Here is a 16,236-nt window from a genome sequence, read left to right on the forward strand (position 1 = left end):
CTCACCACTTCAGCACGCACGGCCGACATGCCGACGCTCATCGCCGCCGAAATCCCGGCAGAACACCGAGGAGTTCCGCCGCTCCGGCCGCCGGCCGGACTCCGTTGCGCTGCCCGCTGCCGCTGCACCGCACGATGCCCGAGTCGCTCTCACGAGCAGTCAGCTCCCGGAGGGCGGCGCACCCGGTGCGTAGACTGGTGCGTCTGACCGGCCCGGGCCCGCATCCGTGGAGGGTGCAGCCCGGGAAAGCGCCGTCGGAAGGTGAGCGGGTGAGGGCCGGGTGAGCGTACAGCCCGCTGCTGCGGCGAATCCTGCGGTGGTCGTCCGGACCTGTGCCGTCCTCCTGGAGGGCCGGGACGTCTGCCTGATCCACCGCGTCCGCCCCGGTGGCGACCAGTTCTCCCTGCCCGGAGGGCTGCTCGACCCCGCGGAGCACGTCCCCGAGGGGCTCGCCCGTGAACTCCGGGAGGAACTCGGCCTCGACGTCGCCGGGTTGCCGGAACAGCCGCAGCTGCGATGGGTCCAGGACCAGGCCAACACCCGGCCCGGCAGGGAGGGGATCTTCCGGCGCCTCCACCTCGTCCATGTGCTGCGCGTCCCGCCGCACGTCCGGCAGACCGTCGCGGCCACCGAGCAGGACGCCGAGGACCGCAACCGCGTGCTCTGGCTGGACCTCGAGCAGGCGGCCACGCTGCACCTCTACCCGGCGGTCGGCAGCGTCCTCGGCTCGCTCGCCGGCCCCGAGGACGCCCCGGGCCCGGTACTGCTCCCGCCGATCACCGACCGCACCTTCACCTGGCGTTGACGGCGCCGGCCCACCCGGCCGCCGACGGGCGCCCGCGTGCGTCAGACGCCCGCACGTCAGACGCCGGCTGGACCGACCTCCGCTGACGGCGCGCCGACAGCCCGTACCCGCCCTCGTCCGCGTACTCGTTCTCCGCACCTTCCTCGTGCGGGCGTTCGATCAGCCGGACCCCTTCACCGCCGAGGCGGCCGGCCGGGCGAGGGCGTCGTGCGGTTCGGCCGGGAGGCCGGGCGTGGGCGGGATCGCCTGGATCTGCCGGACGGCCCGGACCCCCTCCCGCTCCACGAGCCGACCGACGGCCTCGCCGAGGGCGTCCAGGGTGTGCATCGCCCGGGCGGAGTCCACCGGTTCACCGAGCGGGCCGCCGTCGGGCAGCCCGGCCCCGCCGCGCAGTTGCACGGCCTGGAGCGCCGACACGAGGTGCTGCAGGGCCGCGGCGCCGGCGGACAGCTGCGACAGCAGCGCGGAGGCCACCGCGGCGGCCTGCTTCGGAGTGCAGGGGGCGAAGCCGTGGCCGAGGGCGTCACGCGCGGCCTCGGCCGCCTCCGCGGCGGCGAACGCACGGCCCTGCACGTCCTCCGGGCCTCTCCGCCCGCTCCCGGCCGGGATGCGCAGCAGGTCGGAGAACTCCTGGGCCCGGTCCTCCCCGGCAGTCGCCTGCCACTGTGCACGCCACGGCTGTCCGTCGTTCACGGTCGTCGTCATGGGCACATCCTCGGGACCCGGCCGGGGCCTGTCCGGGCTTCCCGCCGAACACCACCCGTTCGTGGCACCACACGGCGGGCCGACTCCGCATACCGACGGGGCGTACCAGCGGGGTATGCCGACGGGGCATGCCGCCAGGCCGTGGGCAGAACCGCCCGGGTCGAAATGGCGACGGCTCACGAGTGCGCGGGCGAATCCCACGAGTGTTTGAATGAAGGAAAGTTGGCAATTCGAGCTACTACACCAACCTGTTCCCGGACCTGCGCGACGAGTTCACCGCCGCCGTGCGCACCGCGCAGGCGGCAGGCGCGGGCCTCTGGCCCAAGGACCTGACGATGTCGGGTGCCACCGTCACCGGAATGTCGTCGCTGACCGACGACGTGGTGATCGTGCCCAAGCTCTTCCGCCGAGTGGTCGACTACCTGCGCCTGAGCTCCGCCGACCCGAGCCTCGACGGCCTCGAGGGCTACCTCGCCCGTGAGGCGGACGAGTACTTCATCCTGTCCACCGGCCACCCCACCACCGGTCTCGACTTCGTGGTCGATGTCGTCAACGGCACCGTCCGCATGACCTACCCCATCGAGGACCTGGTCTTCGACGAGTAGCGGCAGATCCGGCCCACCGGGCCCGCCCCCGGGCGCAGTTGCCCGTGCGGCGGAGACGCAGACCGTCCCCGCCGCCGGCAGCGCGCACGCGGGTGCGGGCCCGGTTCCGTGCTGCGCAGCGGAGAGCGGCGGGCCGTCGTTCCGACGTGCCGTCTCCGACGCTTCCGCCCAAGGGTGTTCGAGCGGGCTGCGCCGACCCGTCGGACCGAGGCATGTGCGCCGAGTCTTGACGACGCCTCGTCAGGCGCCTAGGTTGCGGGCAGAAAGTTTCCAGCAAGTTTCATTGACTTTGCCGCAAGGTCATGACCGGCCTTGCAGTCATGTCTCTCCGACCAGCCCGAGGCCCACCCCACCGGTCCGACGGCTGCCCCACCCCAAGGAGACAGCATGGACCACACCGCCCGCGCGCCGCGGCGCAGACACCGCCGGTCGCGGCTGGCCGGCGCGGCCACCGCCGCCACCGCGGCCCTCGGCCTCACGGTGACGGCAGGCCTCGCCCTGACCCCCAGCGCCCAGGCCACCCCGCCCGGCACCAGGACGGTGACCGCCACCCTCTTCGAGTGGCGGTACGCCTCGGTCGCCAAGGAGTGCACCGCCACCCTGGGCCCCAAGGGCTACGGCTACGTCGAGGTCTCCCCGCCCCAGGAGCACATCCAGGGCGCCACCTGGTGGACGTCCTACCAGCCCGTCAGCTACAAGATCGCCGGGCGTCTCGGCGACACCGCCGCCTTCAAGAGCATGGTGAGCACCTGCCACGCCGCCGGCGTCAAGGTCGTCGTCGACGCGGTGATCAACCACATGAGCGCCGGGTCGGGCACCGGCACCGGCGGCACGGCGTACACCAAGTACGACTACCCGGGCTACTACCAGACCCAGGACTTCCACTCCTGCCGCTCCCCGATCACCAACTACGGCGACCGGTCCAATGTGCAGAACTGCGAGCTGTCCGGCCTCGCCGATCTGAACACCGGCTCCGACTACGTCCGTTCCACCATCGCGGGGTACCTCAACAACCTCATCTCCATGGGGGTCGACGGCTTCCGGATCGACGCGGCCAAGCACATGGCCGCCGGCGACCTGGCGGCCATCAAGGCCAAGCTCAGCAACCCGGGCATCTACTGGGCGCAGGAGGTCATCTACGGCGCCGGTGAGGCCGTCCAGCCGAACGAGTACACCGGCAGCGGCGACGTCGACGCCTTCATGGGCGCCTACGACCTCAAGCGGATCTTCACCAGCGAGAAGCTCGCCTACCTGAACAACTGGGGCGAGTCCTGGGGCGCCGGCTACCTGCCAAGCGCCAACTCCCGTACCTTCACCGACAACTGGGACACCGAGCGGAACGGCTCCACCCTCAACTACAAGTACGGCTCCACCTACACCCTGGCCAACGTCTACATGCTGGCCTGGCCCTACGGTTCGCCCAACGTCTACTCCGGCTACGAGTTCTCGGACATCGACGCCGGCCCGCCGAACGGCGGCACCGTCAACGCCTGCTTCTCCGACGGCTGGAAGTGCCAGCACAAGTGGCGGCAGATCGCCAACATGGTGGGCTTCCGCAACGCGGTCACCGGGACGTCCGTGACCAACTGGTGGTCCAACGGCAACAACGCCATCGCCTTCGGCCGCGGCAGCAAGGGCTACGTCGCCATCAACCGCGAATCCACGGCGCTCACCCGCACCTTCCAGACCGCGCTGCCCGCCGGCACCTACTGCGACGTCCAGCACGCCGACCCGACCAGCGGCGGCGGGTGCACCGGCACCACCTACACGGTCAACTCGAGCGGCACCTTCACCGCCACCGTCGGAGCGGGCGACGCGATCGCCCTGTACGTCGGCGCCACGGCCTGACCGCCGGCGCGGGGCCCCCGCATCAGGGGCCCCGCGCCGCACCCGTCACGCCTGCGGGCCCGCACACGCTCCGGTCCGCCCGGCGGCGGCCAGCACGGCCTCGGCCACGGCGGTACGGGCGTACAGCACCGAACGGCCGGCCCGGTGCGCCGTGACGAAGCCGGCCCCGCGGAGAGCGGTGAGGTGCTGGGAGACACCGGCCGGGGAGACACCGGTGCGCCGGGCCAGGTCCGTGGTCGAGGCCGGGTGCTCGAGTTCGGCCAGCAGCAGTGCGCGCGACCGGCCGAGCACCGCCGCCAGGGCGGCGCTCCCGGCAGCCGGGCGCCGTTCCCACAGGGTGCCCACGCCGAGGGCCCGGTAGGCGAGTTGCGGCGGGTCCGGCGGTGAGAGGCGGGTGGACAGCCCCGGACCCTTGAACGCGGCGGGGATCAACAACAGCCCTGCGCCGGAGCCGTCCCGGTGCAGGGTCCGCGGCCGGCGCACCACCCGCAGCACCCGGTCGTCCCAACTGACCAGCGGATGCAGCTCGTTGAGCAGGTGCCCGGTGCCGTGCTCGGCGGCCTGCCGGGTGCGGTGGAAGACGTCGGCGTCGAGCACCGCCCGGATGCGTGCCCAGTAGGGCGCCAGCGCGACGTCCCAGTACGCCGCGATCTCCTCCGCCACCCGCGGCAAGTGGGCCTGCGGGTCCTCGTACAGGGCGCGCAGCCGCGGCCCCGGGCCGCCCCGGTGGTGCCGCAGGTGGTCGAGGTCGCGGCGCACCCGCTCGGCGGACGCGGCGGTGATCGCCGCCAGTTCCTCCACGAGAGCGGGAGCCGGGCCGGCGGGCGCCGGGTTGAGGAAGTCCGGGACGTAGCCCGAGGGCGGCACCAGTTCGGCGAGCCAACCGCGGTCCAGCCCGGCCGCGGTCACCCGCGGCGCGACCTGTTCGAGCCAGCGCCGGTGCACCGGATCGGCAGCATTCGAGGCGAGCAGCCGGAAACTCCCGCCCACCTGCCACATCGGCGACACCACGAACCGCAGCCGCGCCAGATCGCCCGCCGAGAACGCCAGCTCCGCCGGCATCACCACCCCCAGGATTCGGCTGAGCCCGAATCAATGGCCTCCAGACTAGCGCCCGGAGATCCTTCCGGCATGACCACAGCGACCACCGGCAGCACCGGAACGACCACCGCAGCCGCCTCGGGCACCTGGACCCTCGGCGACCTCCGCATCAACCGGATCGGCTTCGGCACCATGCGCCTGCCCCAGGAGGGCGCCGCCTTCGACCCCGACGCCGCCCCGCGCGACCCCGACCGGGCGATCGGCGTACTGCGCCGCGCCGTCGAACTCGGCGTGAACCACCTCGACACCGCCGCGTTCTACTTCTCCCGGCTGCGCTCCGCCAACGAGCTGATCAACCGGGCCCTCCGGCCGTACCCCGAGGACCTCGTGATCACCACCAAGGTCGGCCCGGGCCGCGGCCCGTCGGGGGAGTGGCTGCCGCACGCCGCCCCCGAGCAGCTGCGCGGCCAGGTCGAGGAGAACCTGCGCCAACTGGGCCGTGACCACCTCGACGTGGTGAACCTGCGCATCGTCGGCGCCGACCCGATCGCCGAGCGCTTCGCCGCACTGGCCGACCTGCAACGTGCCGGGCTGATCCGCCACCTCGGCCTGTCCAACATTCACCCGCACCACCTCGCCGAGGCCCTGGCCGTCGCCCCCGTCGTCTGCGTGCAGAACATGTACGGCCTCGGCGTGCGGCCCGAGTGCGACACCTTCGTCCGCACCTGCGGCGAACAGGGCATCGCCTTCGTGCCGTTCTACTCGATCGCCGGACCGGGCCGCACCGCGGGCACCGACGGCAGCGCCGCCGCCGAGGAGTTGGCCGCGGTCGCCCGCGCCCACGGGGCGAGCACGGCACAGATCCGGCTCGCGTGGACGCTGCACCGGGGGCCGCACATGCTGGCCATCCCCGGCACCGGCGACCCGGACCACCTGGCCGCCAACGTGGCCGCCGGGGCGCTGCGCCTCAGCGGTGAGGAACTGGCCCTGCTGGACGGCCTCCACCGGCGGGCCGGCTGATCACGCGGCCGCCGTCGGGCCCTCGGCGCCCGCCGGGTACTGTGGTCGATGACGAGAGGAGCACGGTGTCCGAAAACCTCGACCTGGTGTGGGCCCACGAGGAACTCCCCGCCACCGGCGCGCCGAGCGTCTTCCTGGCCGGCCCGACGCCGCGCAGCGAGGACGTCCCGTCCTGGCGGCCCGAGGCCGTCGACCTGCTCGCCGCGCAGTGGGACGGGCCGCAGCCGTTGACCGTCCTCACCCCCGAGACCCGCGGCGGCTTCCGTGCCGTCCACTACGACGACCAGTTCGCCTGGGAGACCGCCGCCCGCGCGGCCGCCACCGCCGTCCTCTTCTGGATCCCGCGTGACCTGCGGACCCTGCCCGGCTTCACCACCAACGTCGAGTTCGGGCACGACGTGACCACCGGCCGCACCGTCCTCGGCTGCCCGCCCGACTGTCCCGACCCGCGGCGCAACCGCTACCTGATCCACCTCGCGCACCACTACGGCGCACCCGTCAGGGAAACCCTCCCCGACACCGTCGGCGCCGCCCTCGCGCTGCTCCGCGCGCCGTCCTGAGGCCTGTCGGCAAAGGCGCCCGGGCGCAGCTCCCCGGCCGGCCGATGTCCGTGCATCGACGGATACCGAAGGTCAGTCGGCCGGGGCCCGCGCCGGGACATCCGCGGAGAGTCCTGCCGGCCGGCCGGCCTCGAGGTGGACGACGGTGCCGGCGGCGAGCGCGCGGAAGGCCGCATCGACGCGCGCCGCCAGGCGCGGCCGCAGCCGCCGCAGGGCCTCCGGACGCTCCAGCCAGTGCGCCGCCCTGATCTCCCCGTCCGCGAACACCAGGCCCTCGGCCTGTTCGGGCGTCAGCGGGGCCGCCCCGAACACCATGCAGGTCAGCGCACGGCCGTGCTTGGCCGCCGACGCCGGGGCCGTGTCCACCACCAGCAGCCGGCCCACCGGCACCGTCAGCGCCAGCTCCTCCGCCAACTCCCGGGCGGCCGCCTCCGACGGGGACTCGTGGGCCTCCACCATCCCGCCCGGCAGCTCCAAGTGCGGCTTGTAGCCGGGCTCCAGGACCAGCACGCGGCCCGCCGTGTCGGTGAGCACCACCGTGGCCGCCATCATCGGTGACGGCAGCTGCGCGTAGTGGTCCCGCGGACCCATCGGCCGCCGTGTGCCGTCGTGCAGGACGGCGGTGTGCGCACCGCGCCCGGCCGCCGCCGCGGCCTCCAACCGCCGCCCGACCGCAGGGGCGAGGAGCCGCAGCGCCTCCGGCTCCGGGAAGAAGCGGGCCGCGAGAGCGCTGCCGGGACCGGACTGCGGTGGGATCCCCGCCGCACCCGCACCGCCCCCGATGTGGGCGGCATGGACGAAGCAGAGCACCGTACGCCCCCACACCTCGGCCGGGAGCGTGTCGACGGCCAGCAGCCGCCCGACCTCGACCGGCAGCCCGAGGACCTCGCCGACCAGACGCACCAGCCCGGCATCGGGCTCCTCGTCCTGCAGCATCCCGCCGGGCAGCGCCCAACTGCCGTCGCCCGCCCGGTCCACCAGCAGAATCCGGCCCTCGCCGTCGCGGATCAGCGCGTCCACGCGGGCCGCGAGGGCGGCCGGGACCGTCGGCGCGTCGTCGCCGGGAGAAGTCACCTGTCAGCCTCCGGAGGTCGCGGCGCCGGGACCTCCGGCGCGGCCGTCCCGCTCGCCGGCGTACGGCTTCCGCAGCCGACGCCACATCAGAAGGCTTACCAGGAAGAGTGGGCGGACGGCCGGGATTCGGCACGATCCGCCGCAGGCGAATCAGGCCGGGACCGGGCCTGCGCGCGGCACAACCGCGAATTCCCCCGTTTTCAACGTACAGCAGGGTGGGGGCCATGCGGCAAGGCTCCGGTCGGGGTCCACAATTCCGGACCGTCGAGGGAAAACGGCGCAGACCGTGGAGGAGAGGAATCCAGGTGCGAGTTCTGCTGACGGCCATCGGATCGCGCGGCGACATCCAGCCGGTGGTGGCGCTGGGGTGCGGCTGAAGGCACTCGGGCAGGACGTCCGGGTGTGCGCACCCCCGGACTTCCGCGAGCAGGTGGAGGGCCTCGGGATGCCCTTCACCCCCGTCGGCCCCGAGCTGCGCCCGACGGGCAGGGCCCGGTCCGCGGCGGCTTCGCCCACGCCCGAGCAGCGGCACCGGATGGTGGAGGCGACGGTCGCCGCCCAGTTCGAGGCGGTCCGGGCGGCGGCCCGCGGCTGCGACGCGATCGTGGCCGGCGGATATCTGGTCGTCGCCGCCCGCACGGTCGCGGAGGAGAGGGGAATCCGCTACGTCATGGCGGGCTATTCCCCCAATTTCCTGCCGTCCCCGCACCATGCGCCGCCGGTGTATCCGATGCGGGGAGAAACACCGGGCGTCGGCGTGGCCGACAATTCCGCGCTCTGGGCGAGGGACGCCGAGCGCTGGAACGAGTCCTGGAGCTCCGTACTGGATGCGCACCGGTCCGCGGCCGGGCTGGACCCGGTCGGCGACGTCCGGTCCCACCTGTTCACCGACACGCCCTGGCTGGCCGCCGATCCCGTCCTGGCGCCCTGGCCCGGGCCGGCGGAGTCGGCGCCCGTGCGGACCGGGGCCTGGATTCTGCCCGACGAGCGCCCGTTCTCCGTGGAGCTGGAGGACTTCCTGCAGGCCGGCGAACCGCCCGTCTGCTTCGGCTTCGGCAGTGTCCGTGCCCCGCAGGACCTCGGCGCGAGCATGATCCGGGCGGCCCGCGCGCACGGCCGCCGCGCGATCGTGGCCCGCGGCTGGGCCGACCTGGCACTGATCGACGACCGGCCCGACTGCCTGTCCATCGGCGAGGTCGACCAGCAGGCACTGTTCCGGCGGGTCGCCGCCGTCGTCCACCACGGCGGCGCCGGCACCACCACGGCCGCCGCCCTGGCCGGGGCACCCCAGGTCGTCGTCCCGCAACACGTCGACCAGCACTACTGGGCGCACCGCATCCACGACCTCGGCACCGCACACGCCCCCGGCACACCCACCGCAAACTCGCTGGCCGAGGCCCTCGCCCGCAGCCTTGCCCCGGACGTGGCAGCTCGCGCCCGCTCCGTCGCCCCCGAGGTGCGCACCGACGCCGCGGACGCCGCGGCGCAGCTGCTGCTGGGCCAGGGCCTGACTTTCGGGCGGACGGGCGTGCCGACAGGGGCGCGCACGCCCCGTCAGAACGGTGCGGAGCCCTCGCCGGTGATCGGCATGCTGCGGTGGTCGGGGCGGTACTCGATGCCGCGGAAACCGCCCGACGCCTCGGAGATGTGGATGGTCGTCGACCCGGCGTGGAAGACCTCCAAGAGGTCGGGCCCGTCCGCCGGCGGTTCGATCACTCCGCTCCAGTCCTCCTCCCCGTCCATGAGGGTCTTCACCAGATCGGCGTGGACCGGCAGTCGGTGATCCTCGTAGTGGACGGCCGCGGGCCCGCAGTACCGGGCGGTGACGGCTTCGGTCGGCACGCGGGTGCGGTGGGCGAAGGTGTGCGGGTCCCGGCAGCCGCGGGCGGCGGGAGCGCCTGCCGGACCGGCCCCGGCCGTGCCGGCCTCGTCCAGGAACTGCTGGTACAGCCGGCGCTGAAGCGCTGCGTAGGCGTGGTAGGGGCGTGCGGCGGCCAGGAGTTCGGCGTCCGCGCCCTCCATCACCCGGTCGATCCTCAGCATCAGGTGGTCGAAGTGCGCCAGCGCGTCGAGTGGCGCCGGCTTGGCGATGCCGCGCTCGACGTACCGTCCGGCCGCCCCCGCGTAGAGGTCGGCGACCGCCAGGTCGCCGTGGAACTCCCTGAGTTCGGGACGGCGGCTCCGCGGCATGGGCATGGCCCGCCACAGCGTGTAGGTGTCCATGAGTTCGATCGCCGCCCACCCCTGGAATTCCTCCGCCGCCCGCGGCGGAGGGCCGTACGAGTCCTGTCGGCCTCCGCGTCGGGGCCGCCGTCCGTGCAGAGAGTACCGGGCGACCTCGTCGTTCGGCCCCGGACGGCCGGTCAGGCGGGCGGATCGGCCTTCAGGTGCTTGCTGAAGACCGTGGAGCTGCGCCGGACGGTCATGCCGACCCTCAGGTAGAGGTCGAGGGCGCCGGTGCTCGAGTGCGTCCAGAGGGTGCAGGCCGGCCGGCCCTCGCGGTGGAAGGCGCGGAAGGTGTGCCGGAGCAGCAGACGGGCGATGCCCCGGTTGCGGTGGTCGCGGTGCACCGCGACCCTCTCGACGTAGCCCTCGCCGGTGTCGGGGAGGTCCAACGCCAGGACGGCGCCGACCGGCCGGCCGTCGGCGAGGGCCAGCATCGACATCGCGGGGGCGAAGCTGGGGCGCTCCACCGTGTGCCGGGCCCACTCCTCGTAGGGCTTGCGGCGCTCCTGCCACTCGTCGAAGGCGTCCTCGGTGAGCTCGTGCAGGGCAGGCCCGTCGCCCGGCCGGAAGGAGCGGACGGTGATGCCCGCCGGGGGCTCGGGCACGTCCGGCTCCTGCGGCATGGCGAAGGCCAGCAGCCAGGCCGTCACCATGGGCTCGTAGCCGCGGGAGTGCAGCAGGCCGACGGCCGCGGTGTCCTCGTCGGGCACGGTCTGCACGATCCGCTCGCCGCCCGCCCGGAGCGCCCGGTCCCCGGCCCAGTCCAGCAGCGCGGCGCCCAGGCCGCGGCCCCGGTGCTCGGGGTGGACGTCCACCTCCGAGCGGCGGTTCACCCACGCCCTGGCGGCCAGGCACCCGTTCGCGTCGTGGACCAGCACGGTGTCCGACGCCGGCTCCAGGCCCGGCCGGGCCAGGTCGGCGGCGATCCCGCCCGGGTCGGTCTCCGCCCGGCCGTACAGCTCCGCCTCGCAGGCCGCGACCAGGCGGTGGATCGCGCCGACGTCCCCGGCCGCGGCCGGTCGCCCCCGGTAGCCCGCGGGCAGCTGCAGCTCGTGAACCGACACGGTGTCACCCCTCCACGACGGCGGATCCGGCGGCAGCATAGCCCGGAGCGGGGCGTTCCGTCCGGGTGCGATCCATTGAAGGCGGGTTCATTGCACGACCTCCTGCCGGGTGCGACCGGCGAACCGGTGAACCGCCGGCGACGGTGAAACGTCTCGCCGCTGGTCGGCTCGGGTGCCTTCCCCACCAGTGAATGCCGCTCCGCCCTGCGGCACAGCCCGGACCGGTCTGCTTGATCGGCCCGCTGGACGGCGTCGGGGCCACTCTCACCGTCCGGAACGACGTCGTCGCCGACAGTGCGCGACAGCCGGCCGGACGCGTTCCGGGCGAGTCCCGCACGGACCGCGACGTCCGGCGCCGGCGCCGGCGGCCGGAGGTCTTGCATTCCGGGACCGCCGGAGTGATGCGCATCACTGTCCGGGTGCATCGGGTCGGGCATGCGCGATCATGATCGGATGGACGCTCGTTTCCTCGGCATCGCCGAGTTGGTCGAAGTCCCGTCCGTGGCGGTCGTGGTCGACGTCATGCGTGCTTTCACGGTGGCCGCCTGGGCCTTCGGCCGGGGTGCGGAAAAGATCGTTCTTGCGGAGTCGCTGGACGAGGCCCTGGCGCTCAAGGCCCGGCACCCGGAGTGGGTGGCGCTCAAGGACGGTCCGCCGGCGCCCGGGTTCGACACCGTCAACTCGCCGGGCCTGCTGCGGTCCGTCGACCTCGGCGGACGGACCGTCGTGCAGAAGACCACGGCAGGGACGGTCGGTGCCCTTGCGGTCAAGGAGGCGTCGCTGGTGCTGTGCGCCGGCTTCGTGGTGGCGGAGGCAACGGCCCGGCTCCTGCGGACGCGTGGGTGCGACAGTGTCACGTTCGTGGTCACCGGCGAAGACGGGCAGGCCGACGAGGATCTGGCGTGCGCCCGGTACATCGCCCGGAGGGCCGCCGGGGCCGGGACGGATGCGGCCGAGTTCCTCCGCCGCGCCGGCGAATCCCGTGCCGCCGCCGAGCTGGCGGAGGGCGTGCGCGAAGGAGCCCATCCCGATGACGTCGCACTCTGTCTCGAGCTCGACCGGTTCCCCTTCGCCATGGTGGCGACCCTGGAGGACTCGCTCATGGTCCTCCGGCCCGAACCGTCCGCGGCAGCCTGAACCGGTGTCGAACACCCCCTGACGGCGCCGGCTTCACCCGCCCGAGGCGGCCGGCCGGCTGCAGGCTTCCCGCAGGCGGTGGAGGGTGGTGCGCATGCTCGCGCGGTTGCGGTCGGCGCGCTGTGCGGCGGGTGTGCCGGTGAAGACCAGTCCGAGGAGTTCGGCGGTGCGGGCGCCCGGGCCGCCGCGGCGGTGGTCGATCCAGTACTCGGTGACCAGGGTGCCGCCGTCCGCGGCGGGCGCGAGGCGGTAGCCCCAACGGGCCACCGGCAGACCGAAGGTGGTGACGTCGAAGGCGAACTCCCGGTCCGGGTCGGCGGTGGTGATGCGGCAGGTGGTGAACCAGATCCAGAACGCCCGCCGGTTGAAGCCGACGAACGTCCGGCCGCGCCGCCAGACGCCGACGACCTCCGGGCTGAACTCCTTCATCCTCCGTACGTCGGCGAGCAGTCGGTACACCGTCCCCGGTGCCACCGCCGGGAACTCCAGGGACTCCTCGACGGTCCATGTCCGTGCGGTGCTCATCGGCAGGCCTCCTGGTCCAGGGTCTTCGTGACGGCGGTGACGACCGCCGCCGCGTCCAGCACGATACGGGCGAGCACCGCCGGTTCGGCGAGGACCCCGATGTGCCCGCGCCGCGGGACGATCTGCAGACGGCCGTCACGGCAGGCGCCGAGGAACAACCGCTCGTCGCGGCGGAAGTGGTCGCGCTCGCCGTTGACCAGCCACACCGGCCCCGGGTACGAGCGCAGCGCGGCCACCGGGTCGGCCGCGGCGACGGACCGTACGACCTCGGGCACGACCTCGCCGGACAGCCCGCCCCGGAGCATCGCCTCCCCGGCCGCGCCGGGCAGCGCGCGGCGGAAGGCCCACCGGCTGAACCGGTCCGCAGCCTCCGGGCGCCGTGCCGCGAGGCGGCCCGCGCCGCGGTAGGCCGCGAGCAGCGGCCCGCGCGGACGGGCGGTGCAGCCCACGGCCACCAGGCCGAGGACGGCCTCCGGCCGGGTGCGGGCGGCCTCCAGGGCCGCGTACCCGCCGAGGGAGTGGCCGACGACCAGCGCCCGCCCGCCGAGCGCGCCGACGGCCTCGAGGACCGCCGCGGCGGCCCCGGCCAGGGTGAACGGCTCGCCGCGCCTGCCGCCGTGGCCGGGCAGGTCGGGTGCGGCTGCGGGGTGGCGGTGCGCGATGCGTTCCATGACGGGTGCCCACATCGTGCCGCTGACGCGCGTTCCGTGCACGAGGACGACGGGCAGCCCCTGCTCGACGGGCTCCATGGGGGCCACGGTACACCGAATGCAACGCAACGTTGCGTTGTATTCGTGCTAACGTCGCGCCATGAAGGAGAACCCGCAGGCCACCGCAGGGGCCACCGGTCGGAGCCAGGGCGCGCGGAAGTCCCGGGAGATCTTCGACGCCACGCTGGACCTGCTCGCCGACCAGGGCTACGACGGGCTCACCGTCGAGGGCGTCGCCCTCCGGGCCGGCGTCAACAAGACCACCCTGTACCGGCACTGGCCCACCAAGGGCGCCCTGGTCCGGGCCGCCCTGATCGGCGCCGGCCGCCTCGAACTCGACGTCCCCGACACCGGCAGCCTCCGCGGCGACCTCGAGGCCCTCGTCCGCCAGGTGGTCTCGCTGCTCACCGCCCCGCCCGCCTCCGACGTGGTCGTCGCCGCCCTCGGTGCGGCCACCCGGGCCCCGGAACTCGCCGACGCCGCAGCGGACTTCTTCGCCGACCGGCTCGTCCGCGAACAGGCCGTCTTCGACCGCGCCGCCGCCCGCGGCGAACTCCCCGCCGACGTCGACCCGGCCCTCGTCATGGACCTGCTGGCGGGTGCCGTCTGGCTCCGCGTCGTCCTCCGCCGCCGCCCGCTCGAACCCGACTACCCGGCCCGCGCCGTCGCCGCCGTCCTCCACGGCACCGCCCCGAACGCCGGGTAGCCCCCGGGTCAGCCCGAGGCGGTGTCGCCGAGCAGCGCGTCCAGGCGCCCGCGCGCAGGTATGCCCGTCAGCCGAGGCTCGTCGGCGGCGGGTTCGCCACGGATCGACGGTCAGGAGGCCTTGAGGCCCTCCAGGCCGGGGGCGACCAGCATCGGGGTGAACTCCACGACGGTGTGGGCGGCCACGCCGTGGGACAGGTAGGGGTCGGCGGCCAGCAGGCGGTCGAGCGCCTCGGCGGGCATGGCGGGGACGAGGTAGACGCCGCCGGTGAGGGAGGGCCGGCGGCCCGCGGCCAGCAGCAGGCCCTCCGCGAGGAGACCGCTCAGCCATTCGCCGTGGGCCGCCCGGTGCGGGTCGACCTCGGCCGGGGACGCCGTGTAGTTCACGGTGACAACGAACATGCGGCCCAACGTACCCGAAAGACCCCGCCGCAGCGGGCGCCATCGCGCGGAAGCCCGGATTTCTGCCGCGGAATCAGACCGTCAGCCGACGTTGGGGACGTCCAGGCCGAGTTCGTTGCAGGTGGAGAGGACGTAGTCGTAGCCGGCCAGCGTCAGGCCGATCACCGCGGCCGTCGTCCCGAGTCTCTTCGCACGTCCCACGGCGCCGATCATGGCAGAGGGCGGGCCGGGCTCCACCGGTGGCCCCGGGTGGAGGGGCGGGGCACCCGTCCGGGCTACGTGTCCGTACCCTCCGGCGCGTCAGGCCGGCCCGGGCACAGCCCTGTCCGACGATGGGGCGAATGATGAGACGAACCCGGGCGACGGCGGCCACGTACGCCGCCTGTGCCCTGCTGCTCCTCGGCGCCGCTCCCGCCCACGCCTTCCGGCCGTCCTCCCCGGTGGTCGTCCCGCCGGACCCGTACTTCCCGCTCAGCGGCAACCAGGGCTACGACGTCCGCCACTACGACCTCGACCTGGACTTCACCCCCGCGAGCCACCTGCTGGACGCCCGTGCGGCGATCAGTGCGATCGCCGACCGGCCGCTGCACCGGTTCGACCTGGACTACTCCGGCCCGGCCGTGCAGCAGGTGCTGGTCGACGGCAGGCCCGCCTCCTACCAGCGCAGCGGCCAGAAGCTCACCGTCGTCCCGGCCCGCCCGATCCGCGCGGGTTCCCCGTTCATCGTCCGCGTCCAGTACCGCGGCACCCCCGAGCGGATCTCCGATCCCACCCTCGGCGACTACGGCTGGATCAACACCCCGGACGGCGCCGTCGCCCTCAACGAGCCCGATGGGGCCCGCACCTGGTACCCCCTCAACGACGACCTGAACGACAAGGCGACGTACACCTTCCGGGTCACCACCCCGGCCGGGGTCACCGCCCTGGCCAACGGCGAGCCGGACGGCGACCCGCAGACCCGCGGCGGCCGCACCACCGCCACCTGGCAGATGCGCAAGCCGATGGCCGGCTACCTGTCCATGGTCGCCGTCGGCGACTTCACCGTCACCCGGACGACCGACGGCGGCATCCCCAACATCACCGCCTACGACCCGGCCGGCGGCGAGACCGACGCCGCACTCCACCGCACCACGGCCGAGGCACTGGCCTGGGAGAAGAAGCGCTTCGGCCGCTACCCGTTCGACTCCACCGGCGGAATCGTCGACCGGATCGGCGTCGGCTACGCCCTGGAGACGCAGAGCCGGCCCGTCTACGACGGCGCCCCCGACGAGCTCACCGTCGTCCACGAGATCGCCCACCAGTGGTACGGGGACAGCGTCACCCCCACCACCTGGCGGGACATCTGGCTGAACGAGGGCTTCGCCACCTACACCGAGTGGCTGTGGCAGGAGGACCACGGCGGCCCCACCGTGCAGCAGACCTTCGACGGCCTCTACGCGACCCCCGCCGGCGACCCGTTCTGGAACCTCAGGACCGCGGACCCGGGCCGCGACGAGATCTTCAACTACGACGTGGTCTACCTCCGCGGTGCCATGACCCTCCACGTGCTGCGCACCACCATCGGCGACCGCGACTTCTTCGCCCTGCTCCGGGAGTGGGCCGACACCCACCGGTACGGCAACGCGAGCACCCGCGACCTCCAGGGGCTCGCCGAGAAGATCTCCCACCGCAGGCTGGGGCCGCTCTTCGACGCATGGCTGTACACCGCTGCCAAGCCGGCCCCGCCGAGCTGACCGCTCCCTCCGGCGCACCGTACGACCGGGCCGGCCGTGCGGTGCGCCGGTGCACTCCTCCGGCACTTCGTCGGCC

Annotated in this window: 16 protein-coding genes; 9 read left to right on the top strand and 7 right to left on the bottom strand. The window is 73.9% G+C overall.

Annotation, left to right across the window (positions count from 1 at the left end):
• Window positions 1-280: 280 nt before the first annotated feature.
• Window positions 281-805, top strand: coding sequence for an NUDIX domain-containing protein (locus tag AB0M03_RS24665; protein ID WP_363494348.1), 525 nt, complete (start codon window positions 281-283; stop codon window positions 803-805).
• A gap of 159 nt (window positions 806-964) precedes the next feature.
• Here the strand turns inward: AB0M03_RS24665 and AB0M03_RS24670 are convergent, their stop codons facing one another.
• Window positions 965-1,510 (bottom strand): hypothetical protein, encoded by a 546-nt coding sequence (locus tag AB0M03_RS24670; protein ID WP_363494350.1) that lies wholly within the window; start codon window positions 1,508-1,510, stop codon window positions 965-967.
• Between the two features lie 284 nt (window positions 1,511-1,794).
• Between AB0M03_RS24670 and AB0M03_RS24675 the strand changes: the two genes are divergently transcribed.
• Both AB0M03_RS24675 and AB0M03_RS24680 read left to right on the top strand, forming a co-directional pair.
• Window positions 1,795-2,115, top strand: a complete 321-nt coding sequence (locus AB0M03_RS24675) for a hypothetical protein (protein ID WP_363494352.1) — start codon at window positions 1,795-1,797, stop codon at window positions 2,113-2,115.
• 387 nt (window positions 2,116-2,502) lie between these two features.
• Window positions 2,503-3,963, top strand: a complete 1,461-nt coding sequence (locus AB0M03_RS24680) for an alpha-amylase family protein (protein ID WP_363494354.1) — start codon at window positions 2,503-2,505, stop codon at window positions 3,961-3,963.
• 45 nt (window positions 3,964-4,008) lie between these two features.
• Here AB0M03_RS24680 and AB0M03_RS24685 read toward each other — a convergent pair whose 3' ends face one another.
• The gene (locus AB0M03_RS24685; protein ID WP_363494460.1) at window positions 4,009-5,025 is read right to left on the bottom strand and encodes a winged helix-turn-helix domain-containing protein; all 1,017 of its coding nucleotides are present in this window, start codon (window positions 5,023-5,025) and stop codon (window positions 4,009-4,011) included.
• Window positions 5,026-5,094: 69 nt separating this feature from the next.
• Here AB0M03_RS24685 and AB0M03_RS24690 point away from each other — a divergent pair, with 69 nt between their 5' ends.
• Together AB0M03_RS24690 and AB0M03_RS24695 are read left to right on the top strand one after the other, a co-directional pair.
• Window positions 5,095-6,024, top strand: a complete 930-nt coding sequence (locus AB0M03_RS24690; protein ID WP_363494356.1) for an aldo/keto reductase — start codon at window positions 5,095-5,097, stop codon at window positions 6,022-6,024.
• Between the two features lie 65 nt (window positions 6,025-6,089).
• Complete coding sequence (locus AB0M03_RS24695) at window positions 6,090-6,584, top strand: nucleoside 2-deoxyribosyltransferase domain-containing protein (protein WP_363494358.1); 495 nt, start codon at window positions 6,090-6,092, stop codon at window positions 6,582-6,584.
• Between the two features lie 72 nt (window positions 6,585-6,656).
• Here AB0M03_RS24695 and AB0M03_RS24700 read toward each other — a convergent pair whose 3' ends face one another.
• Complete coding sequence (locus AB0M03_RS24700) at window positions 6,657-7,658, bottom strand: NUDIX domain-containing protein (RefSeq protein ID WP_363494359.1); 1,002 nt, start codon at window positions 7,656-7,658, stop codon at window positions 6,657-6,659.
• A gap of 367 nt (window positions 7,659-8,025) precedes the next feature.
• On the opposite strand from AB0M03_RS24700, the gene AB0M03_RS24705 reads away from it, so the two are divergent.
• A complete protein-coding gene (locus AB0M03_RS24705; RefSeq protein ID WP_363494361.1) occupies window positions 8,026-9,441 on the top strand; it encodes a glycosyltransferase in 1,416 nt (471 codons plus the stop codon).
• 580 nt (window positions 9,442-10,021) lie between these two features.
• On the opposite strand, the gene AB0M03_RS24710 is transcribed toward AB0M03_RS24705, so the two are convergent.
• Window positions 10,022-10,948 carry a GNAT family N-acetyltransferase gene (locus AB0M03_RS24710; protein WP_363494363.1) on the bottom strand — a complete coding sequence of 309 codons (927 nt, stop codon included), beginning with the start codon at window positions 10,946-10,948 and terminating at the stop codon, window positions 10,022-10,024.
• Window positions 10,949-11,401: 453 nt separating this feature from the next.
• On the opposite strand from AB0M03_RS24710, the gene AB0M03_RS24715 reads away from it, so the two are divergent.
• Entirely contained in the window at window positions 11,402-12,085 is a 684-nt protein-coding gene (locus tag AB0M03_RS24715) for a 2-phosphosulfolactate phosphatase (RefSeq protein WP_363494365.1), read from the top strand.
• Between the two features lie 33 nt (window positions 12,086-12,118).
• On the opposite strand, the gene AB0M03_RS24720 is transcribed toward AB0M03_RS24715, so the two are convergent.
• Together AB0M03_RS24720 and AB0M03_RS24725 are read right to left on the bottom strand one after the other, a co-directional pair.
• A complete protein-coding gene (locus AB0M03_RS24720) occupies window positions 12,119-12,610 on the bottom strand; it encodes an SRPBCC family protein (protein WP_363494367.1) in 492 nt (163 codons plus the stop codon).
• A complete protein-coding gene (locus AB0M03_RS24725) occupies window positions 12,607-13,359 on the bottom strand; it encodes an alpha/beta hydrolase (protein ID WP_363494369.1) in 753 nt (250 codons plus the stop codon). The genes AB0M03_RS24720 and AB0M03_RS24725 overlap by 4 nt, the downstream gene beginning before the upstream one ends.
• Window positions 13,360-13,420: 61 nt before the next feature.
• Here AB0M03_RS24725 and AB0M03_RS24730 point away from each other — a divergent pair, with 61 nt between their 5' ends.
• Window positions 13,421-14,026: a TetR/AcrR family transcriptional regulator gene (locus tag AB0M03_RS24730; protein ID WP_363494371.1), complete on the top strand. Its 606-nt coding sequence runs from the start codon at window positions 13,421-13,423 to the stop codon at window positions 14,024-14,026.
• A gap of 110 nt (window positions 14,027-14,136) precedes the next feature.
• Here the strand turns inward: AB0M03_RS24730 and AB0M03_RS24735 are convergent, their stop codons facing one another.
• The gene (locus tag AB0M03_RS24735) at window positions 14,137-14,427 is read right to left on the bottom strand and encodes a YciI family protein (protein ID WP_363494373.1); all 291 of its coding nucleotides are present in this window, start codon (window positions 14,425-14,427) and stop codon (window positions 14,137-14,139) included.
• A 341-nt stretch (window positions 14,428-14,768) separates the two neighbouring features.
• On the opposite strand from AB0M03_RS24735, the gene AB0M03_RS24740 reads away from it, so the two are divergent.
• Window positions 14,769-16,160: a M1 family metallopeptidase gene (locus AB0M03_RS24740; protein WP_363494375.1), complete on the top strand. Its 1,392-nt coding sequence runs from the start codon at window positions 14,769-14,771 to the stop codon at window positions 16,158-16,160.
• Window positions 16,161-16,236 lie beyond the last annotated feature (76 nt).

The organism is Kitasatospora sp. NPDC051914 (assembly GCF_040680995.1).
In the GTDB taxonomy this organism is placed as follows: domain Bacteria; phylum Actinomycetota; class Actinomycetes; order Streptomycetales; family Streptomycetaceae; genus Kitasatospora.